Here is a 26,435-nt window from a genome sequence, read left to right as displayed (position 1 = left end):
TTGAATTCCTGCTAATACGCAAGCTCTAGGCTGAAAATCTCCTCAACACTTTCGGTATGGTTTGTGGACAACCGCATATGAATGATATTGGGCAGCAATTACGTGCTGAAGTTTGCGCGAGAAGAGGGATGCTATTGTCAAAAAACACCTTACAAAAACAAACATTTATTCAAGGAACACTTATTTTATTGGCAGCCGGCATCGTGAACCGCATCCTTGGATTCATCCCACGCATTATGCTGCCGCGCATCATTGGAGCAGAGGGCGTAGGCATTTATCAGCTGGGATACCCCTTCCTCATCGTGATCATTACGTTAATAACGGGTGGGATTCCACTAGCAGTGGCCAAGCTTATCGCGGAGGCAGATGCTACAGGCGATCAACAACGAGTAAGACGGATATTGTCATTATCACTCAAAATAACGATTGGGGCATCCCTATTATTTTCAGTTGCCTTACTTGTTCTTGCACCATGGATTACGACGCACGTTCTAACGGACAGCAGAGTATATTATACGTTCATGGTGATGACCCCCATCATTATCGTGATTGCTGCCTCATCCGTGCTTCGAGGGTATTTCCAGGGCATGCAGAACATGATACCAACCGCGATGTCTCAAGTTACTGAGACCATAATACGGATATTTACCGTCATTTTATTTGCTTATATGGGCTTGCCTTACGGCTTAGAATGGGCGGCCGCTGGCGCCATGGCAGGTGTAGTGATTGGAGAGATCGGAGGATTTGCCGTACTTGCTTGGATGTATCACACGGCTCGAAAACGTCACTCTCAGAGCAGCGCTCAACAGCTCAATGCAGTGCAGCAACCAATTAAAGGTGGACAAGAACCAACGTTCGCAACCTCTTCCCCAGCTCAGGGCAATGTTTTACAAAGATTGCTGCAAATCGCGATTCCTGTTACAGGAGGCAAACTGGTTGGATCTCTGTCCTATTTATTGGAGTCCATCACAATCGCACGCAGTCTTGCAGCAGCCGGTATCATTACCGCAGTCGCAACGGCGCAATACGGAGCACTTCAAGGCATGATTATTCCTATTCTCACCTTGCCAGGAGCACTTACTTACTCTCTTGCGGTCTCACTCGTCCCTGCCCTGTCCGAAGCACTTGGCCGCAGAGATACGACCACCATTCAGAAGCGCATTCATCAGGCTCTCCGGCTTGCGCTCGTAAGCGGAGCACCTTTTGCTGTTGTTATGTTCGTACTGGCTTTTCCCTTATGTTCTCTGCTATACAATGATGCAACCGTTGCTCCAATGTTGAAATGGATGGCGCCTGTTGCTATTTTCATTTACCTGCAAGCCCCGCTCCAAGCTGCTCTCCAAGCGCTAGAACGTCCGGGAACAGCTCTCGTCAATACCTTCATAGGGGCATTTCTTAAAATTGGGTTGATTCTATGGCTCGCGGCAGATCCAAAATTAGGCATTACCGGCGCGGTCATCGCCATCAATGTGAACATCGTTGTCGTAACAACCATGCACGCATACAGTGTCGTTCGCCATGTTGGCCTTAAGCTTCCTTGGCTGGATTTCATCAAGGTTGGAGCCGCAATGATCATTACGGCCGGATGCATACAAGCAACATATATTCATTTTCCAGGTTCTACGGACGAGCATCTTGTACTTCGATTCATTATTTCTTGTATTGTTGGGATTGTTGTCTATATTCTGCTTCTTATCATGATGAAATTAATCGATCGCAGTGATCTTTCCCGCTTTCCGTTCTTTCGACGCTTCTTTCATGCGAAGCCTGATCCAAAATAATCTCAGCGCTTGAGCTCGCTCGGGTTGCTGTTAACGTAAATATGACCTTTATGGTCTATGGAACAGAAGAACACTTGCTTAAAATCATGGACACCCTTTTGTTGAATTTGATTTTTCAACCAGAACCGTGTCTTTTCGATGCTTAACAAATTCTGATCCTGTACCTTCCCCTCCATAATGAGCGGCAAGGGAAGGGATGTGAATTGATATTGGTGTGCTTCCGGCAGGGCGGGCTGTGTATTGGATGGTTTGGACTTGCTTTCCTTTTGCCCTTCCTGCTTGCTTGCATTCGAGCTCGATGAGTTCTGGTTTGGCTTTTCCTCACTTGCCTTAAATACGGACAATTCCCCTGTTGATTCTAAAATCGCGTAGGTAACATCATTGACGTTGTCGATCCCTTGTCCCCGCAGTTGCAGCATTAAATCATCCAGATTGTATCGCTGCTTCTTCATAACGTCCTGCTGCAGCACTCCATTGGCAATAATAATACTTGGACTCCCGTCAAATACTTCGCGCATTTTCGGGCTCTTTAACGTTACGAAGGCAAGTGTAACCTGGATGACGAGCAGTACAATGATCGGAGCAAATTCCACAAGAATGGGACGCTCTGAATCGTCAATCGTCATTACTGCAATATCTGCAATCATGATCGAGATGACGAGGTCAAAAACAGACAGCTTGCCGATTTCACGCTTACCCATTACTCGAAGAACAATTAATACCGCAAAATACATCAACACTGTACGAAAAACGACGGTCCAAAGTCCCATATGTTACGCCTCCCTCGCTGCCGATTGTCGCATTGCGATAGCCGCTTTCATTGGTATTCTGACCGCCGTGATCGTGAAGCATACTGCTTCTTTATTATTGAATTGTTCCCATCCTGTATCTTACAAATGGACGATTGTAATTATAGGATGAACAGCAAAATGTATCCTGTCGAAATCAAAAGCGAGATAATCGTAATCGGCGCACCTATTTTCAAAAAGTCCATATAGCTAAAACCATGACCCTCACGCTGGGCCATACCCGCCACAATGACGTTGGCAGATGCACCTATCAGCGTTCCGTTTCCGCCAAGACATGCACCAAGCGCAAGTGACCACCAGAGTGGATTCAATTGGTTCGGGTCTGTAATCCCCATCTGCGTCCCGATATCCTGCAAGAGAGGAATCATTGTCGCGACGAACGGGATGTTGTCAATCGTAGCCGATGCAATACCGGATACCCACAGGACGAGCATCGAAGTCTTGGTCATATCTCCGTTCGTAAGTCCGAGCGTAAGTTCTGCAAGACGATTGATGACACCTACTTGAATCAAGCCGCCAACAAGGATGAACAATCCGATAAAGAATAGGATCGTAACCCACTCGACTTGATGAAGTGCCTCTTCAAGCTCCTCCTCATTTTTCAATCCGATGAGCATCAAGATTGTTGCTCCTGCCATTGCGACAACAGCTGCCTCAACGTGAATGACTGAATGGAGTGCGAAGCCAAGAATCGTAAAAATAAGCACAGTAAGGGACTTCTTTACAAGCTTAGCGTCTGTAATGTATGAAGCTGCAGACAGCTCCATCAATGCTTGCCGCTGCTCGTCCGACACATGCAACTGTTTGCGGTAGATGAACAGCAAGCAGCCGATTATGACGATTGCGATGACAAACACAATTGGAGCCAGATGCGTCAAAAACATATTGAAAGTCAGATGCTTATTGGCAGATCCAATCATAATATTCGGCGGATCGCCTATTAGGGTTGCTGTTCCCCCTACATTCGATGCGATAACCTCCGCGATTAGAAATGGCACTGGGTTGATTTTCAACATACGTGTAATGGAAAACGTAATCGGCACCATGAGCAGCACCGTCGTTACATTATCCAAAAATGCAGATCCTACCGCTGTGAGCAGGAACATAATGAGCATGATGCGCTTCGGATGTCCCTTAGCCCGCTGTGCTGCCTTGACAGCAGCGTATGAGAAGATCCCGCTCTTGTTCGTAATCCCTACCAGAATCATCATACCAACGAGCAGGAACAGCGTATTCCACTCGATATAGGTTGTAAATGCCATATGTACATCTACAATCTGCAGGACGAGCATCGCAACTGCGCCTAAGAGCGCAATAACGGCTCGGTTAATCTTCTCCGAAATAATGATGGCATACGTGATTAAAAACACAATGACCGCCGCGGTCACTTGCCAATTTGCTACAGTATGTCCCACAAGACTCCATCCCTCTCTACCTTATAAGGCTCTGATTGCAACTTTCTTCTTTACTGACCTTTTGTTCACACATTATAACGCTGTCTTTTTTTTTCGTCTATGCCTTGTACTAAATTGGATAGCTTGCCCATACGATGAATACTAATCATAGAAATGATGGGAGGAGCGTGTAAGATGAATGCGATTCAGAATGTAACGCGCTGGAAATTAGGCCACCCGCTAGTGGCGGGAATCGTCTACGCCTTCGTTTGGATGGCTCTCGGTGCACTCGCCTTGTCAGTCTTGCTATATTCAAGCTCAACTAGTGAGGACGAAATGAAAGGCTATATTTATATTATCCATTGTATCGCTCTTTTTATCGGTGGATGGACTTCTGGCAGAAGAAGCGGCAAAAAGGGCTGGTACTATGGAGGAATGACAGGAATCTTCTACGTGCTGCTCGTCATGCTGATTGGTTTTTTGGCAATGGATGCAGGGGTAAGCGTACAAAAACTCGTCCAAACAGTAGCAGCGTTCGCTATCAGTGCAATTGGGGGTATTATCGGTGTAAATATGAGCAAGTCCGGCCAGTAAGGAGGGAAGCCTTGAGTTCGAATGATCGCATCATGTAATCCCCACCCAATTGTGTTATACTATTGGAGTTTACAAAACGGCAATGTGACATTACATTAGGGGGATTCTCGTGGTTCTATTTCAATCCATGCAGACTGTCACGCTGTGGACCATCGTAACCGTCATTGTGCTCGTCTGGTTCGGTTCACGCAGACAGCCGCTAGCTGTCGCTGGAGCATTTCTACGATCACTGTGGACATCACGTTCTTTTCTTATTGCTCTCATTGCGATGGTGCTTATTCTCATGGTCAACGGCATGGAGCTTACGCTCGAAAAAATGCTGCAGATTAATTGGGATTTCACTTCCAATATTCATCAACTCGAAGGGCAATTCGTATACAGTGTACAGCAGATTTTTAATCATCCGTTATTAACGCAATTTGTTTCCTTTTTCTATATTGTTGTCTTTCAAGCACTTATCGTAGCCTCACTCGGGATTTATACAACAAACGGGAATATCCGAATGGCGCACGCTGTATGCTATGCCATTATGATTAACTACATCGTAGCTATCCCATTCTATTTATTTTTCCCAGTTAATGAGGTATGGTCGTATGCACCAGCCGGGGTCAGCTTCCGCATGCTGGAGGTGTTCCCGAACTTCGAGGAGCAATATCGCGCATTCTCTGGTATCGATAATTGCTTCCCAAGCTTGCATACGTCGATCTCCGTAACGGTCGCTCTGCTCGCTTCACAGTCTGGCAATCGCAGATGGGCCATCTTTACGGCCGCAAGTGCAATTATTATTGTGTTCTCGATCTTCTACCTCGGCATTCACTGGTTAACTGATATGCTGGCTGGAACTGTACTTGCTATGGTTGCATCATGGGTAGGCTTGAAGCTTGCTGGTGTTCAACCCAAGCTCAGCTTGCTGCCAGATCGGCAGAAGACATTCAGCAAGTCTTATACCAATTCCAACGACATAAGCTAATCATGCTCCTACTCCCTTCGGCATACGGCGCATGATGCAATGAAAGAAGGGGCTCGCCAATTGCATCTCATGCAACGGTGAGCCCCTTCTCCTATGCTTGGCATCTTAGGATGCGCTTGAAGATTCATCTACAGATACAACTTGACTAATTGCACTGCGATCGAATGTCATTTTTGTAACGTCATTTACACGCAACACGACTGTGTCGTCCGTAATTTCCATGATGCTGCCATGAAGACCGCCAATCGTTACGATCTTGTCTCCCTTTTTCAATGCACCAAGCATTGAGTTCCGCTGCTTCTGCTTCTTCTGCTGAGGACGGATTAACAAGAAGTAAAATACTGCAAACATCAAGACGAACGGCAACAACATTTGAAGAAACCCACCAGTTCCTCCTGCCTCTGCTCCTGCTATCAACATGTATGTATCCCCCTTTCAAATAATGAAATTATTATGTATAGACTGCCGAACGAGCTGAAGCATCCACGAATGTGAACGATTCAGCAGGCAGCATGTCTACTGTTAGAACCCGCTCTCGTTGCGGTCCATTCCATAAGCTTCAAAGAATTCGTCTCTGAAATCGCGCAGTCGATCTTCACGGATCGCCTCGCGTACTTGACTCATTAAGTTCACCAGGAAATACAGGTTATGATAAGTCGTCAAGCGAAGACCAAATGTCTCATCTGCCTTAATGAGATGGCGCAAATACGCACGCGAGTAGTTGCGGCATGTGTAGCAATCGCACTTCGGATCAAGCGGCCCGAAGTCACGAGCATACTTCGCATTCCGTACAACAAGACGGCCTTGGCTTGTCATAGTCGTACCATTGCGAGCGATGCGTGTAGGAAGTACGCAGTCGAACATGTCCACTCCGCGCATAGCTCCCTCGATCAAAGCATCCGGTGATCCAACCCCCATCAAATAGCGGGGCTTATTAGCCGGAAGCAACGGAGTTGTGTAATCCAGCACCTCGTACATCAAGTGTTTCGGTTCACCTACACTAAGTCCTCCAATAGCATACCCCGGGAAATCCATCGAAGTCAAATCCTTCGCACTCTGGCGGCGAAGGTCTTCATACATGCCACCTTGGATAATCGCAAACAGTGCTTGATCGTGTGGTCTAGCATGGCTCTCCAAACAACGTTCCGCCCAACGAGTTGTACGCTCAAGCGATGGCTTGATATATTGAGGTTCAGCCGGATACGGAGGACATTCATCGAATGCCATCATAATATCAGAGCCTAGCGCATTCTGAATCTCCATAGCCTTCTCTGGAGACAAGAAGAGCTTGTCCCCATTCAAGTGGGAACGGAAGTGAACCCCTTCTTCTTCAATCTTACGCATATCGCTAAGACTAAATACCTGGAACCCGCCGCTATCCGTCAAAATAGCCCGATCCCAATTCATAAACTTATGAAGCCCGCCAGCTTCGCGAATGATTTCATGCCCTGGACGAAGGAAGAGATGGTACGTATTGCTCAAAATAATCTTAGCTTCCATCTCTTTCAACTCTTCTGGGCTCATCGTCTTTACCGTTGCCAATGTCCCAACAGGCATGAAAATTGGTGTTTCGAAGGAGCCGTGTGGGGTATGAACCTTGCCAAGCCGCGCTCCCGTCTGCTTGCATGTCTTAATTAATTCGTAAGTAACTGCTGCCATAATTGTATCTCATCCTTGTATTAGGTTTCCGGTGCATTATCATAAATGAACATGGCGTCGCCAAAGCTGAAGAAGCGATATTCCTGCTCAATTGCTTCCTGATAGGCAGCCATAATATGTTCACGGCCAGCTAGTGCGCTGACAAGCATCACTAATGTCGATTTCGGGAGGTGAAAGTTCGTTAGTAGCGAGTTCACAAGCTTGAATTCATAACCTGGATAGATAAAAATGTCTGTCCAGCCCGAACACGGCTCAATCGCCTTTCCGACGAATCTCCCTGCAACCGTTTCTAGTGTTCTTGCTGATGTAGTTCCTACTGCAACTATACGGCCGCCTTTCTCTTTCGTTTCATTAATTGTTCGTGCCGTCTCTGCACTCACTTCATAATATTCCGAATGCATGACATGCTCTTCAATCGTATCAGAAGACATAGGCCGGAACGTGCCCAATCCTACATGGAGGGTGACATAAGCAATTCGAGCTCCCTTATTTTCCACTTCTGCTAAGAGCTCTTTCGTAAAGTGCAATCCTGCCGTAGGTGCAGCAGCAGATCCCTCGTGCTTCGCATACACGGTCTGATAACGTTCACGATCATCCAGCTGTTCTTTAATATATGGAGGAAGAGGCATTTGTCCAAGCTCATCCAATATTTCATTGAAAATGCCCTCATATGTGAAGCGTAGCAATCTCGCCCCCATCTCACGCTCTTCCAACACTTCCGCTTTCAACTTATCACCGAACACTACAACCGTTCCCAGCTTGACTTTCTTCCCTGGCTTCACGAGCGCTTCCCAGCAATCATTCTCTTCCTGCTTGAGCAAGAGAACTTCCACCTTAGCTCCCGTATCTTCCTTAACTCCGAACAACCGCGCAGGGATAACCCGAGTGTCGTTCAGTACCAATAAATCGCCCGGCTGTAAATAATTAATGATTTCAGGGAATGTATGGTGCTCCATTTCACCAGTCTGGCGATTCAATGTTAATAATCGAGATGCAGTCCGTACTGCCAACGGTGTCTGCGCAATCAAATGCTCTGGTAAATGAAAATCATATAAGTCCACATTCATCTGCTATCCGTCCTAACGCTTCACTAGCTCTACATTTTTGTAATAGTATTGCAAAATCGCTTTATAGTCATACCCTTGATCGGCTAATCCCTTGGCACCCCATTGCGACATTCCGATTCCGTGCCCATTACCTTTGCCAACAAACAAGAACGATGTCGCTTCTACGACTGGCTTCTGCTCTTCCTTGGTAGGCGACACTTTGCTTGTCGTACCTTTCCCATTCACAGCTACCATGCTGCTTGGGAGCTTCCCGCTTGTCTTGCTGCTGCCGCTGACAACACGAAGCTGTGAGGTATCTTTAACGGATTGTAATTTGCCGTCTGCCCCAACGATAGAAATCGAGGATGTGCCTGTCCCGCTGCCATTGCTGAGGACATCAGACACCACACCTGATCCGCCAGGAACGATATCGAACAATGTACTCGGCAGACCGCCAAATGCATAACGGAAGTTGTCTGGATAACTAACCGCGACAGGCTTGCCATTAGCTTCGATCTTGACAGCACGTCCAGATGGACCTCTTTCCGTAACCGCTAGAGTCTTAATCGTTCCGCTTAATGTCGTGTCTGTCCGATCCTTCAGCCAGCTGGTAATCTGCTCCGCTGTATAAGGGCCTCGTACCCAATTCATTTCATTATTTTCTTTAATCGTTTCAAGCACAGTTAACTTTGTACCCTTATCGACCTTCCCTACAGGCTGAACGTCTGTCTGAATAGCCGGTGTTGGGCGTACATTCGTACCATTTTCAAGAACGGTTGCCGTCTGCCCGGATAGACTCACTACATCCTCACGAACATATCCTGTCTTACCATCTGGCAAGGATACGCGATACCATGATTTGGAACCTGCCTCTGCGACATCGTCTGGACTATCGACAACTTGGAAGTAATCGTAAGAGCCCCCCCAGACTTCCATCGGATCAGCCGTCTTGCCGCCTGCATTGGAATTGAAAATGGCCTCGATTAGCTTGCCGTTCTGCATCAACACTTCTCCAGCAGTCTCTTCCACGGCTCTCTTAATGTCTGGATGCTCTTTCTCCACGCCGAAGTAGGCTTGGCTTAATGTTGTATCTACCACATTAGCAATCTCGAATTTGTCCCCTTGATACAGTGCAAATGTACGAGCGGCTACTGCCTGTGCTTTCAATGCATCCATCGGCCAGCTGGAATAGACCTCTCCACCAACGACCGATATCAAATATTCTTCAAGCGGCACTTCATTAACCAGCGCCAGCTTGTCCTTATATAGACTAACCTCCATCACGCCGCGGTACGCTCTTCCGCTTCGTTCGCTTACCTTAATCGTCGTCGTCGTTTTCGGCTTCACAATCCACTTCGCACTGCCGTATACGCGGTAATGAGGAGTAAGCGCGTTGCCAGTCGATTCCATGCTATGTACAGCAGCACCTTGGGCTTGTACAGCACCCGCCGCATATCCCTTCGATGCGACTACCGATTGTATCCCGCTAAGCTGTGCATCCGAAGCAGCTTGTCCTGCCCAGACCGCTGTCCGCACTCCACTATCCGTTGCCAATGTAACCACATAAGCATCAAGATCTGCATCCAACAAGGATTGTTGTACATTTTTGGCCTCATCTTGGGAGCCATATGTGCCAGCTTGCACATAATGGGGGCCAACGACGGATGGTTCATATCCCTTCACCGTCATTCCACGCATCTTGTCCATAGCTTGGGAGGCAGATTTGCTGGTTGTATAGCTGCCAGCATAGACAGCGAAGAATGTCGTTCCACGTCTTGGAATCTGGGTAATATATGCTGGCCCTGAAGACTGTGCCTTCTTCATAACCGATTGCGCCTCAGATAAATCATCGGTTTCGAGTAATTTCACTTTATAATCATCCGCACTAAAGCGAGCTTGTCCACCATCCACATCAATGCTGCCTTTGGAACTCGCTCCAATTCGTGCTTCCAATTGCAGCGATGCTGTGGAGGCCAGAGACAGGAGCGATGTTTGCCCAGGTGATCCTTTGCTCAAATTAGCGAACAAAGCCACTCGGATATGATTCTGAAGAGCAGCTTGCTCAGGTCTTGCTTCGTTACTTGCTGCCGCATACGCGACGTTAGCTGGCTGTATAAGAGCATACGGAGCTCCACATAGCAGCAGAGCCCCCGTAAGCACACTTGCAACGGATCGGATAACGTTCCTGTTGTTATTCAAGTTTCCCCATTCCTTTCCTCTGTCACGTCTCCTCTGCATACGCCAATTTGTACGCGTTTTACTTAATTTTGTTCCGGTATAGGCAATCCTAAATGAGTATAGGCTTGAGGGGTAACCATTCTACCCCGAGGTGTCCGCTGAAGAAAACCGATTTGCAGCAAATACGGCTCGTATACATCCTCGATGGTCTGGCTCTCTTCGCCAATCGTTGCCGCAATCGTATCCAGCCCTACTGGGCCTCCACGGAAATTCGTAATCATCGTGCGCAGCATTTTGTGATCAATTTGATCAAGGCCAAGTGGATCAACCTGAATAAGGCGCAGCGATTCCTTCGCAATGGCTGCGGTAATGATGCCATCACCACGTACTTGCGCAAAATCTCTCACCCGCTTTAATAATCGGTTAGCAATCCGCGGCGTCCCTCTTGATCGAACAGCAATCTCATCCGCTGCTTCCCCCACAATTTGGACTTCCAATATGTCCGCGGCACGCGACACGATATAGCTCAATTCATCCTTATTGTAGAACTCCAAGCGGCTCACAACACCGAAGCGATCACGAAGCGGAGCCGAGAGTAATCCCGCTCTAGTTGTGGCACCGATCAAGGTGAACTTCGGCAGATCCAGACGAACGGATCTGGCGCTCGGCCCCTTCCCGATAATAATATCGAGTGCAAAGTCCTCCATAGCCGGATACAATACTTCTTCTACAGTCCGATGCAGTCTATGAATCTCGTCTATGAAGAGGACATCCCCTTCCTGCAAGTTCGTTAGCAATGCCGCGAGATCGCCCGGTCTCTCAATCGCCGGCCCCGAAGTCGTACGAATATTTACGCCAAGCTCATTGGCAATAATGTTAGATAAGGTCGTCTTTCCAAGACCAGGAGGTCCATACAGCAGGACATGGTCAAGCGCTTCCTTGCGGAGCTTAGCAGCTTCAATGAAAACCTTCAAATTATCCTTCACCTGCGACTGACCGATATACTCGGACAAATAACGCGGTCTTAGGCTTAACTCGACTGCCTGATCTTCCATCATGCAATTGGCTGATATGATGCGTTCGTGCTCTTCCATCTTAACCGCCTTTCTTATCCTTTAAACAACGCCTGCAGCGCCTTCTTCATTAAAGAATCTACACTTTCATCCGCATGAATGCGATGTTGCAAGTCATTCCATACACGATCAAGTTCTGTCTCTGTATATCCCAATGCTTTGAGTGCTTCTCTAGCCTCTGACCATACATTGCCGTCCACACTGTCATCGTCTGCTACTGTGACATTCATGAACAAGGCGTCCGGATGGATATCCAGTCCGATACCGTCCAGCTTATCCTTCAGATCCAGAATGATACGCTGAGCCGTCTTCTTGCCGATACCCGGCAGCTTCGTTAAGAACACAATATTCTCTTGCTGAATGGCAGTTACAACTGCTTCCGGCTTGCCACAGCCTGCTAGAATGCCAAGCGCTACCTTCGGCCCTACTCCGTTCACATCGATCAGCCTGCGGAATAGCTTCTGCTCCTCTCGCGAGCTGAATCCAAAGAGCAATGTTGCATCCTCACGCACATGATAATGAATATATACGGTGACTGCCCCTTCCTGCTTTGCAAAAGCATAGGGATTCGGGGTAAAGACACGGTACCCAACGCCTTGAACATCCAAGACGATATATTCGGTTTCTAAATGAGCAACCTGTCCACGCAAAAAATCGATCATGATCGCCATACTCCATTCAATTTGTCATTAAGCCCACTCGAATGCGCATGGCATATCGCCACCGCAAGAGCATCAGCAACATCATCGGGCTTCGGTATCTCCTTCAGCTTCAAGAACAGCTTCACCATCTCTTGAACCTGCTTCTTCTCTGCCTTCCCATAACCAACAACAGCCTGCTTCACCTGCATGGGCGTATATTCTGCAATCGGTATGCCGCGCTTGGCAGCTGCTAGAATGATAACACCGCGTGCTTGTCCAACAGCAAACGCATTCGTGACATTTCGATTGAAGAACAATTTCTCTATTCCCATAGAATCTGGTTTATACTTGTCTAGCAGCTGCTCCGTAGCTTCATACACCTGCAGCAGCCGCATCTCCGGCGCTGTCGAAGGTTCTGTCTGAATACAGCCATATTGTACAGGTACAATCCGACTTCCTTGTTTATCTACAAACCCAAATCCTGCAATCGCAATCCCTGGGTCAATCCCCAAAATACGCAAAAAAAATCTCTCCCTCACCGCATCCATGTACCAGTAAGCGAACATATGTGTTCACTCCATTATAACATAGATCGTGAAGAAGAGAATGAGTCATTCCTATGATGTTTGCAGGGAAAACAGCCTACTTACGGCCGATTACTTCCCAGCTGATACTTGATTTGCCGCTGTCTCAGTTGTAGAATGACGGAATGCTATCTTCAACATCGGAGGCGTCACCAATGTCGTCATAATGATGACAATAACGAATGGTGTGAAATACACTTTATCGAACAAGGCGCCTTCAAGACCCGTCGTTGCAATAATAAGTGCAACCTCACCGCGGGATACCATTCCGGAGCCGATCCCGATCGCACTCTTGCGATCAAATCCAGTCAGTCGAGCTCCCAATCCACAGCCGAACAGCTTCGTTACAATTGCAATAACGGTAAACAGTACAATAAACCATACATACTCCCCGAGGCCTTCGAAGTTGACATTAATCCCAACACTTACGAAGAAGATTGGTACGAAGATACCGTAAGCAATTGGCTCAAGGCGATGTTCTACCTCATGCTTGAACTTCGTCTGCGAGATGGCAATCCCGGCAGCGAATGCACCGATAATGCCTGCAACGCCCAAATAGTCTGCAAAGTAAGAAAAGGCAAAACAAATAATAAGTGCCGCACTAATAACAGCTTCGGTAACGCGAAGCGGTGCAAGCCACTTCATCACTCGAGGCACTACATAAATCCCTGCTAGTATTGCTACTACGAAGAAAAGAACTTTTTTCCCGATAATAAGTCCGATTGAAGCGCCACCGCCTGCACCGAGCAAGCTGAGCATGAAGGCAAGAAGTATGACAACCAGGATGTCATCCACGACGGCTGCACCAAGAATGGTCGTACCTTCCCTAGTGCTAAGCTGTCCTAGATCCTTCAGTGTCTGTACCGAAATACTTACCGATGTAGCGCAGAGCAGCAGACCAACAAACATGGATTGGTTCGAATCTAATCCGAACAACAGACCACCACTATATCCACCGATAAAAGGAAGAATGACCCCGCCGATTGCTACTGCGAACGCCGCCTTCCAATTCTTCTTCAATTCATCCAAATCTGTCTCCAGACCAGCAATGAACATAAGCAAAATGACGCCAACTTCCGCCATTTCCTTAATTAGTTCACCGTCTGAAACCCATCCGAGCACAGCTGGGCCGATAATTATCCCCACAATGAGTTTACCAAGTACGGCTGGTTGACCCAATCGTACAGTGAGATCACCTGCGATCTTTGTCGAAGCCAAAATGATGAGCAACATGAGAATAAGTTCCATTGGCATTCCCCTTTCCGCTGTACAATTATTATGACCGCAAACCGACATTTTTTTTGTAGGTGGCTAAGGGCAATCCATACCATTTTTCTTTATGTTACATTTCATGACCTAAACCCGAGAATATACAAAAAAAGAAGGACGTCGGTTACGGCGTCCTACTTGTTACTGCCTCTATTTTGTAATACGTTCATTCGAGTGGGTTGGTTTCATGACTTTCTTCGTCTCTTCGATCGCATAATCGCTAAACGTAGACAGCACACTATGATAAGCATCGACATCTGTAATGCGGATCCCTTGATATAGCTGCTTCATTACCTTCGGAGGAAGCGAACTCTCCATGGACTCTACATCCAATTGGAAAAATGTACGTATCACCTTTCCACCTTCAGGCGGACCGTCATACAACGTCAGATTCCCATCCTTATCGAGACTAATATGCGCCTTATCCTTGCATGTACCTGACAACTCTTCAACCTGTTCCTCCAGGATCACCCGTCCGTTTGCATCCATGGATACCGACCAGTCTGGATGGTTGAGCACGAGCTGAATAATGTCACGTGTTGGCTTTGCACCCAACACTTCATCATTTTTTCCGCATATATATTGCTTGCGAGCAATAACTTCACGCTGTTCATCCTGCTGAACCAACTGCGCGATCACAAGCTGGGCTGATTCATTAAGCTTAGACTCATTATCCTTCCATAAGGCGAAGGTCTCAATCGAAGATGGCTTATCATAGTCCGCCAGCATACTGCGCACACGATCAGACAACTGTATCCCAATGGCAACTACCGCTACGAACAACACAATTGCAGCCAAAGACCATATCGGCTTGCGGAAGCGCCGCAAACGCTTCTTCCATTGCTTCACTCGAAAATAGAACCTAGAGACGGTACGGTGTTCTCGAGCCATAAGTAATCCCCTCTAACTGCTTGTTAATTTGAGTAAAGCATTTGATTCCACGATGCCAGAATCATCTTGCTTTGCTCACAAGAAAAAGCCGCCAGAATCATCACTTATAGATGTTGTTCAAAAAGTCCGCTTTTGATCACGAAGTAAATCATGAAGTGGACTCGGCATCGAATCTTGAATTCAGCCGGACCTTCCGGTGCTCATGTACCTAAAACGTACATTCCGCTCCTCAGGCCCTAGCTTCATCCAATCTTCTCGGTGCTGAAAACCGGTCTTTTTGAACACGCACTTATATACTTGGAGGCTTTTCTTATAGTGTGGCCCAGATAAAGGGGAAGTTATACAATTAATCTGTCTGTTCCTTCATTTCAATTTTCTCCACGGCCGAATAACGAAGCATATATAGACAAGCAGCGGGAGAGGGGTTCCCGTGAATCCCCAGATCCCCCAGAACCAAGGGTACTTATTCCGCCTGCGAGCATCCAAAAACAACCAAGTTCCTTGAATGAGCAGAATGATTCCAATTAGAACCCAGACCCACCAAGGGACATTCTCAGTACCATTATTCATTCTGCTCACTCCCATTGCTCGGATGGATACAAATTGCCCAAATAAGAACTGCGCCACACAGGGAAATGAGCTGCATCCAGACATAGATATACCAATTCGCTTGGGCAAGACTGCACCCGCCGCCAACTAGCAGCAATGCAGCACTCCATAAGACAAGCAGTTCTTTCCACAGCCGTTTACGGTTCCTCTTCTTCGCCTGAAGCAATACCTGCTGGATGTGGGCAGCACTCGGATGCGGAGAATGGCGATCACTCCATTCATCTAAGTGTTCCCAGTGAGGATGCAGTCTCTCCTCCCACACCGAGTCCTGTTCCGGATGTGTAGCATGATTGGACATCGGTACTTGATGTAGAGAATCTACATGTCCTTTCTTGTTATCTTGCTTCTCACTCATCTTGCTTCCACTCCTTCCGCAGCTTCTCCAAGCCATAGTGCATGCGTGATTTTATCGTACCTGCTTGAACGTTCAACATTTCTGCAATTTCATTAACCTGATATCCATAATAATATTTCAACACAATTGGAGTCCTCTGTTCGTAGGACAACTCACCAAGGAGCTCCAGCGCTGCCGTCCACTCCATATTGCTTGATTCCATTTGATAGCGCAGCTGACGTACAGCTTGTTCCTGCTCTCGCCATTTGCTCTCCACTTTCTTGCGGCGCATCTTGTCATAAAACAGGCGTGTCGCAATCGTAATTAGCCATGACGAGAATCGTGAACTCCCATTGTACGTATGAATCTTCTCCATACACCTCACCATCGTGTCTTGAACCAAATCTTCAGCATTCGAAGAACTCATCGTTAATTTCAAGGCATATTTATATAGAAAGGAGTAATTCTCATGCAGCAGCACAGCAAGTTCATCCATGTCTCCTCTGACTGCTCGCTCTATCCGATGCTGCTCAGACATGTATTCGCCTCCTTTCTTTAATATCATAACGCAACGAGCTTTGCGCAAAGCATCTATATTACGTATTAGCATTAAGAATCGTTCAAGGGAAATTGAAAAAAGTTGAAAAATCATCTAGGAAGGAAGGGTGGAAAAAAAGAAGGATTAGAATAGCAAAAACCGTCGGTTATAACCGACGGTTGATGATAATGGTCGGGACGACACGATTTGAACATGCGACCCCCTGGTCCCAAACCAGGTGCTCTACCAAGCTGAGCTACGTCCCGAATGGATGGTGCCGGTGAGAGGACTCGAACCTCCACGGTTTCCCTCACGATTTTGAGTCGCGCGCGTCTGCCAATTCCGCCACACCGGCTTAGTAGAAATAATCCATTATGAAATTAAGTGGCGCGCCCTGAGAGATTCGAACTCCCGGCCTTTTGATTCGTAGTCAAACGCTCTATCCAGCTGAGCTAAGGGCGCATATTCTGGAGCGGACAACGAGATTCGAACTCGCGACCCTCGCCTTGGCAAGGCGATACTCTACCACTGAGCTATGTCCGCATATTATTGTGTTAACCAATCTGTACAACTTCATTTGCTTCGTTGTCGTCGTTGCCGTTCAACAAGGACAAGTAATAATATATCAGACTGATAATTGAATTGCAAATCTTTTTTAAAGATTTCTTGGTGGTATTTTTTTCTTGTCAAAAAACCTGCTTGCCAAGCCATATCTCAGCTCATACAAGCAGGTTCTAATAGTATGTTCTTAGTTTCTTATGATCTAACCCACTCAAGTGTAAAAGCAGGCTTGCGAATTCCTACTACCCTCGAATTGTCGTTTTTCGTCTCCGCAGGGCTCAGCTTTTTTAAGCGTTCGATGGTTGCTGTCGTCGGGTATTGAATCTGCTCTAAAATGTCAGCAGCAATGATCGGCCATTGATCTTCCGATCCGTCCATCACTTTGAAGGCTATCCCTATTCTCTGCTCGCGCAAGCCGAAGCAATAGATGCCTTTGGCTCCGCCTTTCGCTACGATATTCGGATCCTGCAGCAGTGTTGGACAAATAAGCTCCGTTCCGGATACATAGAATGGATGTTTGTTCATTAGACTCGTCAAGCGTGTAATCGCTCTGCGCACTTCCTCATCTGCAATTAAATCCGGACAAGCCAATCTCAAATACAAGAGGGCTATATTGCGAATTGGAATAGCATATACCGGGAACCCGCAGCCATCCGTTCCTAATTTAATTTGCGGGGCTGGCACATCAGCAAGCTGAGACATCAAGCGTAGCACCTTCTGCTGAACGGGATGCTCCGGTTCTGCATAATTATCGGTTGGCCACCCCATCATCTTGCATAATGCCAGAACACCTAAGTGCTTGCCCGAGCAGTTGTGATATAAGGAGCGCGGTGGCTGCCCGTTGGCAATCCGCTCGTCCCTCGCAGCGCCATTCAGTGGATAGGTAGGCTTGCATACGAATTGATCCTCAGTGATCCCCGTCTTCTTCATGAACGATTCCAGTGCTTGTACATGGAACTGCTGTGCACGATGAGATGCAGTCATTAAGACGATCTCTTCCTCACTTAATCCGTAATGCTCCGGAACACCTGCTAACAAAGCAGGGAGCGCCTGCACCGGCTTCGAAGAAGAGCGCATAAAGCTTACATAGTCAGGGTCGCCAACATGGAATAGTGTCTCAGCTTGTTCGTTAACACCTACAATATGTCCTGTATATGCACATTCCAACCAACCGCCTCGTGATTCCTCTACTAACACCTTGCCCAAATCAACCATTATTGTTCCTCCTCGCCAACACATGCTGTCATCATTCTCATTTCAAGACTTCCCCTATCATGACATAACTCTGCAAACATAGTATCATGTTCCTAGCTGCTCGTATTTATAACAAGTTCCTGTCAGTTATAAAAATTTCCGCTAACGAACCGGAGGGATAGGCATGATGACCATTGCGGATATAAGGCCATACATCCGTGCAGCGCATATGTATAATTACCGAGGAACGCGAGAGGAACAGCTGCGCAGAGGATACAGCTATGCATTCCACTTATTCTTGGACGGCCATGGCCATATGACGATAGATGACCAACGATATGCGGTCGCGAACGGCACGCTCATCTTTGTCCGCCCTGGACAATGGCATTCCTTCGAGCATGCACCAAATGAAACGATGAATGCATGTAATATCTACTGCGATCTATGGGAGGCTCCTCCGCCGAACCAGCCTACCTTTGCTTATGAATGGGATGAATTCGATCCGAGGTGGTTAACCGCACATAACCCTTGCTCAGAACTGGAATCATTGCCGACCTGCACTTCGCTTCGCCCTTATCCTTACTTCATTGAGCTGATGAAGCATGTGCTTACCGCATATAATCGGCGCGGCTGCTATACGAAGCAGGCTGCATCAGCTAGTTTTTACTCCTGGCTGATTCAATGGTACGATGCAAGCAGATTGCCCAATCCTACGGATTATCGCATAGCTCGAATCTTGGAGCGAATGGACGAACATCCCGAGCAGCGGCATTCGGTTGATTACTGGTGCAGCGAATGCGGGCTGGAAAAGTCCCAATTTTATCGGCTTTTCAAGCAAGAGACAGGAGCATCGCCTAAAGCGTATTTGCTGCAGGCTCGCATGAAAAAGGCGGCCGTTTTGTTGATGGAAAGCCGCCAATCAATTACGGAAATCGCACTAATGTTGGGCTACGATTCAATCCATTACTTCTCAAATCAGTTTACCTACGTGTATGGAATCAGTCCTACCTTATACCGAACAAACAATAGTTACCAGAAAATTGATCGCTAGCATTATGATAAAAGCAGCCCTCTCCCAAGTGGAGAAGAGCTGCTTTTTTAGGTAACCTTATTAAGCGCTTACAATTTCGGTGTGTGCACTCGCGTCCTTCGTTGTTTTGTCCTCAGCAGGGAGCGTGACAAAAATCATCATAACGCCTGCTGCTGCAAATAGCCCAGCGAATAGCCACGTAATGCCGGCGTAACCGAGGCTTCCAATAAATAAAGCAACAAGAGCTGGACCAACGAATGCGCTCAATCCCGCGCCCAGGTTTAAGATTGACATCGCTGCACCCTTTTCTTCCTTTACCAAAGACGGGGCTATCGCAGACAATGGCACGAAGCCTGCCAGACATCCGCCCCACAAGATCCCGACAATTTGCACAAGCCATACATTGCCTGCCGCAAGTTGAGGAACGTAAAAGAGTAAAATCGTAAAGAAGGCCGAGCCTGCACATCCAAACCACATTACCGTATTTCTCCAGCCAAGCTTATCGCCCACAATGCCAAACAGCAGGTTGAACGCGATGTTTCCGATAAAAATCATAGCCCATAGATGCAGCCAGGATGAAATGCTAATGCCTTGACTCTCCATGTATAGCGGCATATATATGGGGAAGCCGAATTGTGCAGCCGTATTGATGATGCGAACTAAGCCGACCAATACGATTTTCGGTTCCTTTTTGACAATTGCCAATCCTTTGGCAAGCTCTTTTACTTTGTTGTCATGCTGTTCTGCCTTGGCCTTATCCAGCTTGCCGCCGGGATTGATGACCAGTGCGAACAATGCCCCAAGCAGTACCCATACGATTGCACTCCATAGTGTATTGATATGCCCCAGGTGCTTCAATGCCCAGGTGGAATAGTATGCGCCGAGTACGTTCATGCCCCCAGTGAACACGAACCAGAACCAGCCGACAGCCGTTCCCAGCTTCTTCTGAGGTGTCTGATAAGCGATCCAGACGAGGAACGAGTATGCGAACAAAGGATAGCCGAGACCCTTAAACGCATACGTCGGCAGCATCGTTGCAAATGAAAGCTGGGTAATTCCTAAACCAATAAAGCCTACGGAACCGAGAATGTATAGAATTAACCCGGTCAACATTGCTTTTTTAGGTCCAATCGCGTCAACGAATAATCCGGACAGGAAAGAAGACAATGCAATCGTAACCCCGTATACCGTAAATAAAATGCCGGATTGCTGTACGGTGAGTCCCTGTTCAACCAGATATGGGCTTAACCATCCCTGCTCCAGACCATCCCCCATCATAAAGATCAGAATGCCGAGATAGCCCCAAGCTAGAGATGAAGGAATACCTATTTTGTCCAAAATATGTTTGTCTTTCAAGTGCATCACTTCTTTCCTGGATGATCTATTCCTTCTTCTACTGTCCGTAATGCAGCTATTCTATAAAGATGTTAATTTGAACTCTCTCCACCCATCACTTCCAATTTAATCGCTTTCAATTGTTTAATCGGACTCTGTTTATTGCGACCAAAATAATCATGCAGCCGCACATACTGGGCATAGAGTCGATTATAAATCTCCCGGTGCTTACCTTGCGGCTCATACGTTTTCTTAATGCCTCCACCCATTGCTTTCCCAGCCTGCTGAATGGAGTCGTATCCTCCATTAGTACTGCCTGCCGCTACGGCTCCGAGCATGGCGGCCCCCATCGCTGTTCCTTGCTGAGTTGCCGCGACGTGAATCGGCATGCCGATGATGTCCGCGAAGGTCTGCATAATGAATGGGCTTTTTTCCGCAATCCCGCCTGTAGCCATGATTTTGGCAATCGGAACTCCGTGCTGTACAAAGTTCTCAATAATCATCCGCTTCCCGAATGCAACTGCTTCAACCAATGCTTTGTACATTTCTTCGGCTGTCGTAGCCGTCGTCATGCCGAACATTGATCCTGTCAGATCCGCATCCACCAGAACGGAACGGTTCCCATTCCACCAATCCAGCGCAATCAAGCCGCTGGCGCCGGGCTTAATCTTCTCTGCCTTCTCATTGAGAAGCTGCAGCACATGCTTGTTCGCAGCTCTGGCCTCTTGCCCTAGGCGCTCTGGCACACAGTGATTCGCGAACCATGAGAAATGGTCTCCCATGCAGGATTGTCCTGCCTCATAGCCGTAGAACCCAGGCAAAATGCCGTCCTCGCAAATGCCGCTAATGCCCGGCACCTTCACTGCCGTTTCACTGACCAGCATGTCGCAGCCGGATGTCCCCATCACCATTAGTAAAATATCGGGAGTCGTAATCCCGCAGCCGATTACGGCGCAATGGGCATCGCCTATTCCTACGGATACCGCTGTCCCCGCAGCCAGTCCCGTCCATTTTGCGCTCTCTTCTGTAATTGATCCAGCTCTTGTGCCGACCGGATAAATGGTTCTCGACATTTTCTCGTCAACGACGTGTTCCAGCTTTGGATCGAGCGCTTTCAAAAATGAATTTGATGGAAATCCGTTTTGCTTGTGCCATATGGCCTTATATCCAGCTGTGCAGCTATTTCGTGTTTCTGTTCCAGTTAGCTGTAGTGTAATCCAATCGGCAAGCTCCATGAACCGATCAGCGGCTTCATATATTTCGGGTGCTTCATTAAGAATTTGCCATATTTTTGGAAACATCCATTCTGAAGAAATTTTCCCACCGTAGAAGTCCAAAAATTCCTCGCCCCGCATACGGGCTATATCATTCAGTCGGTTGGCTTCCTCTGCTGCCGCATGGTGCTTCCACAGCTTCACATACGCATGCGGATTGTTCTTGTATGCATCCAGCATGCATAGGGGCGTTCCATCCGCCTTTACGGGAAGCATCGTACATTCCGTAAAATCGGTGCCGACGCCAATAATCTGGCGGGCATCAATGCCGCTCGTTTCCAGAACCTTTGTCAGCGTTGCAGTGGTGCATTGTAAATAGTCCTGCGGATGCTGCAAAGCCCAATCCGGCCCCAGCTTCGTTACGCCGTCCGGCAGCACCTGATCCATTACGCCGTGAGGATAATTCATCTCTGCAGAAGCACTTATCTCTCCGGTGGATACGTTAACAAGTATCGTACGGGCGCTTAATGTGCCATAATCAATTCCAACTACATAGTTCTCCATTTTGCATTCACCCTTTTTAGAACGTAATTGCAACCTTGAAATCACCATGCTTACCAGATGCATATTCAAAGGCTTCTTCCCATTGCTCAATCGGGAACTTGCGAGTCACAATGCCGTTCGTTTTCAGATTGCCGTTTGCAACATTTTCAATGACGAATGGGTAACAATATGGGCTCAAATGTGATCCCAATACATCCAGCTCCTTGCGGTCTCCGATGATGGACCAATCCACGATAGTCGGCTCCCCGAACACGCTGAATTCCACGAAGCGTCCAAGCTTGCGAATCATGCTCAATCCTTGCGTTACGCTGGAAGGATGTCCTGTCGCTTCGATGTAGATGTCGCAACCGTAACCCTCCGTCATATCCAAAATCGCTTGAACCACATCCGTCTCTTTCGGATTAAGGACGATATCCGCGCCAAATTCCTTCGCCTTTTCCAAACGGTTCTCAACCAAATCCAGCACAATCAATTTTTTTGGATTTTTCATTCTCGCATATGTGATCATTCCTAAGCCCAGAGGCCCCGCCCCAGAGATAACGACGACATCCTCGCATCCGATTTGCGCCCGATCCACGGCATGCTTCGAGCAAGCATAAGGCTCAATCAGCAGCGCAGACTCCAATTCCATCTGTCCAGGCACCTTATGGACAACCGCCGTTTTCGGGTATCGAACATATTCCGCCATTCCCCCGTTGTTCGAGCCTTGGAAACCGAATATGTTATGGGGCTGGCACATCCAGTACTCCCCTCTTTTGCAAAATCTGCATTCTTGGCAAGGAACGATCTGATCCGCAGTTACTCGATCCCCAATTTTGAAATCGGTTACATTTTCGCCAATTTCTACGATTGTTCCTAAAAATTCATGCCCCGGAATAAACGGAGGCTTCACCCATTCTGGCTGTGTCTCGTCGCCCCAGAACATTGCTGCGCCATGCATGCACTTCAAGTCTCCTGCGCAAATGCCGCATGCTTCCGTTTTAATGATCATATCGTCTGGCCCGCATTCAGGCGTAGGATAGTTGGCTTCAAAGCGGTAATCATGCTTCCCATACGCTACAAGCGCTTTCATAGTTGCTGGTACGTTCCCTGTCGTGGCTTTTAAGCTGGTAGATTGTTGTTGATTCATTATGCATCCGCCTCCCCAATAAGTAAATTACTTTTGTTAAAGTGTTTTATAAAACTACTTAATGCAAGGATATTCCCTCTCGTCCTTCTTGTCAATATGCAATTAAAAAATAAGTATTATTTTGCAGTACAAGATGCGAAGCATTTCCTGCTTGTCAGCCGATTGAAAGATAAAAAAAACGCATGAAGCAGGTAAAGGAACTTGACTCCTCTTGACCTACTCCATGCGATGCTGTAAGCTTGGTATCTTCTTATATTTGATTAATGAACTGATCGATGAAGGGCAGAGCAGCCCCAGCCGCAATAGCCTCCGTTTTATAACTGCAAATGCGCACATAATCTGCATGATCTTCGAACGTATTGCGGCTGGCCACCAGCTTCTTCAACGTATCGATATAATTCTCCATATAAGCCCCTACGTAACCGCCAAGGATAATGTCACAGTCGAACAGCATGCGAATATTATTAATGGCGATCGAAAGATGGCGCAAATAGTTGTCCCAAACGATCAGCTTTTCACGATTGCCGCCCTGTACCTCCTCAAAAAAACGCCCCAAACTCCCATCAGCTGTATCTGCTAATAAAGAAGCTGAGCAATATGCCTCAAGGCAGCCCTTTTGACCGCAATAACAAGGGAGACCGTCTGGAATGATCGTAATATGCCCGATTTCCCCACTCTTTTGATTCTCTCCGGCAAACACTTTATTTCCAATATAAACGGCTCCGCCAATATTATTGCTAAGAGAAATATAAAATGCATTTTTCGTGTCCGGCGTCGCCCATATTTCCGAGAACCCAGCCGCATTCGCATCATTCACAAGAATGGCCGGATACGGTATGTACTTGGTGAAGCGCTGCAGCGTCTCTCCGGTGAAATTCAGGATCTTCCCGTAAAAGACAGTCTGGTGGTCTTCCGTAATCAATCCCGGCACCCCGATGCCGACACCTAATATTTTCGAATCGTCAATATCCAGTTCTTTTATGTCCTCCTGAATGATATTTCCCAATAACTGAAAATAAGGATCCGAGGTTTCAAACTTTTGTCTTCTTCTGTTTATGTGGATAATATCCCCATTTAAATCAACAACCACTGTTGTGACATGGTTCCGCGTAATATCTAAGCCAATAGCGATTTTGGCATCGCTTATATAAGAATAGACCTGTGCATTGCGTCCTCCGGTATTACCAATTTTCCCCGTATTCGCAATCAGCTTCTCCTGCAGCAAATAATTTAAATTCTGCGTAATGGTTGGTAAGCTAATCTGCAAATGCTGCACAATATCCTGCTTAGATAAGTTTTTTTCTTGCCGCAGCAGCATATATATTCGATTTCGATTGAATTCCTTAATATTAACGGTTTTGTCTACCACCATAACGTCCCACCTTATTGAAACCCTTTTATAAAAGGAGTTAGTTATCTATTCCTTTAATCATAATGTCTTTCGAATAAAACATCAATAGAGCATGCCCTTATCATAATTCTAGGGGTAGTACAAATTAGCACCCTTAAATCAAAGATTGCGTACTCAGAGCATCTTACGCTCTCTCGAATCAGCTCTCCTTGTTCAAACAACGACAAAAAAAGCCCGACGCTTCCGCATCAGGCTGAAAATTGCACAAACTGGTGAGCCATGAAGGACTCGAACCTTCGACACCCTGATTAAAAGTCAGGTGCTCTACCAACTGAGCTAATGGCTCTCATAAGAGAGAAATGGTGACCCGTAGGGGATTCGAACCCCTGTTACCTCCGTGAAAGGGAGGTGTCTTAACCCCTTGACCAACGGGCCTTATTCAATTTGATCATTTCTCAAGAAGAAAAATGGCGGAGCTGACGGGATTCGAACCCGCGGTCTCCTGCGTGACAGGCAGGCATGTTAGGCCTCTACACCACAGCTCCATATTTGGTTGCGGGGGCAGGACTTGAACCTGCGACCTTCGGGTTATGAGCCCGACGAGCTACCAACTGCTCCACCCCGCGATATGATGGTGGACGCTGACGGGATCGAACCGCCGACCCTCTGCTTGTAAGGCAGATGCTCTCCCAGCTGAGCTAAGCGTCCATATAATATTTCATATAAATGCTATGTATCTTAATCTATCAAAAATTATTTCATAGCTCTTTATGGTGGACACTAACGGGTTCGAACCGCTGACCCCCACCCTGTCAAGATGGTGCTCTCCCAGCTGAGCTAAGTGTCCTTAACAACTCAATCGCAATCCTATATAAGATAGTGATTACATATTTGGTTGCGGGGGCAGGACTTGAACCTGCGACCTTCGGGTTATGAGCCCGACGAGCTACCAACTGCTCCACCCCGCGATATTCACGCTGGATACTAACAAATTTGAATGTAATGATCCCACCCTGTTCAGATGGTTCCTATCTAGTTGACTAGTACCCTGTACTACGTAATTTCATTCATAAAATGGTGACCCGTAGGGGATTCGAACCCCTGTTACCTCCGTGAAAGGGAGGTGTCTTAACCCCTTGACCAACGGGCCAAACTGGCGGAGAGAGAGGGATTCGAACCCTCGAGACGCTTGTGGCGCCTACACGATTTCCAATCGTGCTCCTTCGACCAAACTCGGACATCTCTCCATGGCTCCCCGAACAGGACTCGAACCTGTGACAACTCGATTAACAGTCGAGTGCTCTACCAACTGAGCTATCAGGGAATATTAACTGCTTGGCGACGTCCTACTCTCCCGGGACCCTGCGGTCCAAGTACCATCGGCGCTGGAGGGCTTAACGGTCGTGTTCGGGATGGGTACGCGTGGAACCCCTCCGCCATCGCCACCAAACAGCATTGGCATTAGCCAATATGAAATTCAGGTTCAGCACGACCAAGTGCTGTGTGCGTTTCTTCGTCTGCACTAGTCAGACTCCAAAACATTGCACCCTGAAAACTGAATGCGAAAGTTAGTGCTAATTGTTCATCCGGGGCCCCCGAAAAGGTTTCGGTGTTGCTGCAAAGCTTCACGTCACTTTTTGGGGTTTAATCTTTTAGGATAAGCCCTCGACCGATTAGTATTGGTCAG

23 protein-coding genes, 14 tRNA genes and 1 rRNA gene are annotated in these 26,435 nt (G+C 47.3%); 4 read left to right on the top strand and 34 right to left on the bottom strand.

All coding sequences use genetic code 11. The features are described 5' to 3' along the window. The first annotated feature begins 128 nt into the window (after positions 1 to 128). A complete protein-coding gene (spoVB, locus tag PBN151_RS19640) occupies positions 129 to 1,781 on the top strand; it encodes a stage V sporulation protein B (protein WP_021257028.1) in 1,653 nt (550 codons plus the stop codon). A 2-nt stretch (positions 1,782 to 1,783) separates the two neighbouring features. Here spoVB and PBN151_RS19635 read toward each other — a convergent pair whose 3' ends face one another. Continuing rightward, entirely contained in the window at positions 1,784 to 2,551 is a 768-nt protein-coding gene (locus PBN151_RS19635) for a YetF domain-containing protein (RefSeq protein ID WP_072730354.1), read from the bottom strand. A 140-nt stretch (positions 2,552 to 2,691) separates the two neighbouring features. After that, positions 2,692 to 4,005 carry an ArsB/NhaD family transporter gene (locus PBN151_RS19630; RefSeq protein WP_021257030.1) on the bottom strand — a complete coding sequence of 438 codons (1,314 nt, stop codon included), beginning with the start codon at positions 4,003 to 4,005 and terminating at the stop codon, positions 2,692 to 2,694. A gap of 174 nt (positions 4,006 to 4,179) precedes the next feature. Here PBN151_RS19630 and PBN151_RS19625 point away from each other — a divergent pair, with 174 nt between their 5' ends. Continuing rightward, entirely contained in the window at positions 4,180 to 4,578 is a 399-nt protein-coding gene (locus PBN151_RS19625; RefSeq protein ID WP_072730353.1) for a TIGR04086 family membrane protein, read from the top strand. A gap of 109 nt (positions 4,579 to 4,687) precedes the next feature. Then, complete coding sequence (locus tag PBN151_RS19620) at positions 4,688 to 5,548, top strand: phosphatase PAP2 family protein (protein WP_021257032.1); 861 nt, start codon at positions 4,688 to 4,690, stop codon at positions 5,546 to 5,548. A 105-nt stretch (positions 5,549 to 5,653) separates the two neighbouring features. Here the strand turns inward: PBN151_RS19620 and yajC are convergent, their stop codons facing one another. From yajC to PBN151_RS19535, 17 genes are all read right to left on the bottom strand, one after another. Then, positions 5,654 to 5,968 carry a preprotein translocase subunit YajC gene (gene yajC / locus PBN151_RS19615; protein WP_021257033.1) on the bottom strand — a complete coding sequence of 105 codons (315 nt, stop codon included), beginning with the start codon at positions 5,966 to 5,968 and terminating at the stop codon, positions 5,654 to 5,656. 102 nt (positions 5,969 to 6,070) lie between these two features. Beyond that, positions 6,071 to 7,207: a tRNA guanosine(34) transglycosylase Tgt gene (gene tgt / locus PBN151_RS19610; RefSeq protein ID WP_021257034.1), complete on the bottom strand. Its 1,137-nt coding sequence runs from the start codon at positions 7,205 to 7,207 to the stop codon at positions 6,071 to 6,073. A 20-nt stretch (positions 7,208 to 7,227) separates the two neighbouring features. Beyond that, positions 7,228 to 8,274: a tRNA preQ1(34) S-adenosylmethionine ribosyltransferase-isomerase QueA gene (gene queA, locus PBN151_RS19605; protein ID WP_072730352.1), complete on the bottom strand. Its 1,047-nt coding sequence runs from the start codon at positions 8,272 to 8,274 to the stop codon at positions 7,228 to 7,230. Between the two features lie 12 nt (positions 8,275 to 8,286). Next, on the bottom strand, positions 8,287 to 10,452 hold the full coding sequence (locus PBN151_RS19600) for a SpoIID/LytB domain-containing protein (protein ID WP_072730351.1): 2,166 nt from the start codon (positions 10,450 to 10,452) through the stop codon (positions 8,287 to 8,289). Positions 10,453 to 10,514: 62 nt separating this feature from the next. Beyond that, on the bottom strand, positions 10,515 to 11,525 hold the full coding sequence (gene ruvB, locus PBN151_RS19595; RefSeq protein WP_021257037.1) for a Holliday junction branch migration DNA helicase RuvB: 1,011 nt from the start codon (positions 11,523 to 11,525) through the stop codon (positions 10,515 to 10,517). A 14-nt stretch (positions 11,526 to 11,539) separates the two neighbouring features. Continuing rightward, entirely contained in the window at positions 11,540 to 12,166 is a 627-nt protein-coding gene (ruvA, locus tag PBN151_RS19590; protein WP_021257038.1) for a Holliday junction branch migration protein RuvA, read from the bottom strand. Beyond that, positions 12,163 to 12,666: a crossover junction endodeoxyribonuclease RuvC gene (gene ruvC / locus PBN151_RS19585; RefSeq protein ID WP_036592604.1), complete on the bottom strand. Its 504-nt coding sequence runs from the start codon at positions 12,664 to 12,666 to the stop codon at positions 12,163 to 12,165. The genes ruvA and ruvC overlap by 4 nt, the downstream gene beginning before the upstream one ends. A gap of 135 nt (positions 12,667 to 12,801) precedes the next feature. After that, positions 12,802 to 13,977 (bottom strand): cation:proton antiporter, encoded by a 1,176-nt coding sequence (locus PBN151_RS19580; RefSeq protein WP_072730350.1) that lies wholly within the window; start codon positions 13,975 to 13,977, stop codon positions 12,802 to 12,804. 171 nt (positions 13,978 to 14,148) lie between these two features. After that, the gene (locus tag PBN151_RS19575; RefSeq protein ID WP_072730349.1) at positions 14,149 to 14,889 is read right to left on the bottom strand and encodes a BofC C-terminal domain-containing protein; all 741 of its coding nucleotides are present in this window, start codon (positions 14,887 to 14,889) and stop codon (positions 14,149 to 14,151) included. A 363-nt stretch (positions 14,890 to 15,252) separates the two neighbouring features. Next, a complete protein-coding gene (locus PBN151_RS19570) occupies positions 15,253 to 15,459 on the bottom strand; it encodes a hypothetical protein (protein WP_021257042.1) in 207 nt (68 codons plus the stop codon). Continuing rightward, positions 15,452 to 15,853, bottom strand: a complete 402-nt coding sequence (locus PBN151_RS19565; RefSeq protein WP_072730348.1) for a YxlC family protein — start codon at positions 15,851 to 15,853, stop codon at positions 15,452 to 15,454. The genes PBN151_RS19570 and PBN151_RS19565 overlap by 8 nt, the downstream gene beginning before the upstream one ends. Further along, positions 15,846 to 16,370, bottom strand: a complete 525-nt coding sequence (gene sigY / locus PBN151_RS19560) for an RNA polymerase sigma factor SigY (RefSeq protein WP_072730347.1) — start codon at positions 16,368 to 16,370, stop codon at positions 15,846 to 15,848. The genes PBN151_RS19565 and sigY overlap by 8 nt, the downstream gene beginning before the upstream one ends. A 189-nt stretch (positions 16,371 to 16,559) precedes the next feature. Continuing rightward, positions 16,560 to 16,636, bottom strand: a tRNA-Pro gene (locus PBN151_RS19555). Positions 16,637 to 16,642: 6 nt separating this feature from the next. Next, positions 16,643 to 16,725: transfer RNA gene (locus PBN151_RS19550), tRNA-Leu, on the bottom strand. A gap of 30 nt (positions 16,726 to 16,755) precedes the next feature. Continuing rightward, positions 16,756 to 16,832 (bottom strand) — tRNA-Arg (locus PBN151_RS19545). A gap of 6 nt (positions 16,833 to 16,838) precedes the next feature. Next, positions 16,839 to 16,913, bottom strand: a tRNA-Gly gene (locus PBN151_RS19540). 213 nt (positions 16,914 to 17,126) lie between these two features. Beyond that, positions 17,127 to 18,146: an asparaginase gene (locus PBN151_RS19535; protein ID WP_072730346.1), complete on the bottom strand. Its 1,020-nt coding sequence runs from the start codon at positions 18,144 to 18,146 to the stop codon at positions 17,127 to 17,129. Between the two features lie 163 nt (positions 18,147 to 18,309). On the opposite strand from PBN151_RS19535, the gene PBN151_RS19530 reads away from it, so the two are divergent. Beyond that, positions 18,310 to 19,176, top strand: coding sequence for an AraC family transcriptional regulator (locus tag PBN151_RS19530; protein WP_072730345.1), 867 nt, complete (start codon positions 18,310 to 18,312; stop codon positions 19,174 to 19,176). Positions 19,177 to 19,236: 60 nt separating this feature from the next. On the opposite strand, the gene PBN151_RS19525 is transcribed toward PBN151_RS19530, so the two are convergent. The 15 genes from PBN151_RS19525 to rrf form a co-directional block, all read right to left on the bottom strand. Beyond that, a complete protein-coding gene (locus tag PBN151_RS19525; RefSeq protein WP_072730344.1) occupies positions 19,237 to 20,517 on the bottom strand; it encodes an MFS transporter in 1,281 nt (426 codons plus the stop codon). Positions 20,518 to 20,582: 65 nt separating this feature from the next. Continuing rightward, entirely contained in the window at positions 20,583 to 22,268 is a 1,686-nt protein-coding gene (locus PBN151_RS19520) for a ribulokinase (RefSeq protein WP_072730343.1), read from the bottom strand. 16 nt (positions 22,269 to 22,284) lie between these two features. After that, positions 22,285 to 23,397, bottom strand: a complete 1,113-nt coding sequence (locus PBN151_RS19515) for an MDR/zinc-dependent alcohol dehydrogenase-like family protein (protein ID WP_072730342.1) — start codon at positions 23,395 to 23,397, stop codon at positions 22,285 to 22,287. A gap of 250 nt (positions 23,398 to 23,647) precedes the next feature. Then, positions 23,648 to 24,769 (bottom strand): ROK family protein, encoded by a 1,122-nt coding sequence (locus PBN151_RS19510; protein WP_072730341.1) that lies wholly within the window; start codon positions 24,767 to 24,769, stop codon positions 23,648 to 23,650. A gap of 249 nt (positions 24,770 to 25,018) precedes the next feature. Beyond that, a tRNA-Lys gene (locus PBN151_RS19505) sits at positions 25,019 to 25,094 on the bottom strand. 14 nt (positions 25,095 to 25,108) lie between these two features. Further along, positions 25,109 to 25,183 (bottom strand) — tRNA-Glu (locus PBN151_RS19500). Between the two features lie 33 nt (positions 25,184 to 25,216). Beyond that, positions 25,217 to 25,293 (bottom strand) — tRNA-Asp (locus PBN151_RS19495). Between the two features lie 5 nt (positions 25,294 to 25,298). Beyond that, positions 25,299 to 25,374, bottom strand: a tRNA-Met gene (locus tag PBN151_RS19490). A 6-nt stretch (positions 25,375 to 25,380) separates the two neighbouring features. After that, positions 25,381 to 25,456 (bottom strand) — tRNA-Val (locus PBN151_RS19485). A 63-nt stretch (positions 25,457 to 25,519) separates the two neighbouring features. Continuing rightward, positions 25,520 to 25,595, bottom strand: a tRNA-Val gene (locus PBN151_RS19480). 45 nt (positions 25,596 to 25,640) lie between these two features. Next, a tRNA-Met gene (locus tag PBN151_RS19475) sits at positions 25,641 to 25,716 on the bottom strand. A gap of 107 nt (positions 25,717 to 25,823) precedes the next feature. Beyond that, a tRNA-Glu gene (locus PBN151_RS19470) sits at positions 25,824 to 25,898 on the bottom strand. A gap of 4 nt (positions 25,899 to 25,902) precedes the next feature. Continuing rightward, positions 25,903 to 25,995: transfer RNA gene (locus tag PBN151_RS19465), tRNA-Ser, on the bottom strand. 1 nt (position 25,996) lies between these two features. Then, positions 25,997 to 26,072: transfer RNA gene (locus tag PBN151_RS19460), tRNA-Asn, on the bottom strand. 9 nt (positions 26,073 to 26,081) lie between these two features. After that, a 5S ribosomal RNA gene (rrf, locus tag PBN151_RS19455) occupies positions 26,082 to 26,198 on the bottom strand. Between the last annotated feature and the right edge of the window lie 237 nt (positions 26,199 to 26,435).

It is taken from the genome of Paenibacillus sp. NAIST15-1 (assembly GCF_001894745.1).
GTDB lineage: Bacteria > Bacillota > Bacilli > Paenibacillales > Paenibacillaceae > Paenibacillus_B > Paenibacillus_B suaedae.
Note: the sequence above shows the minus strand (reverse complement) of the source record. Positions and strands in the feature narration are given on the sequence as shown.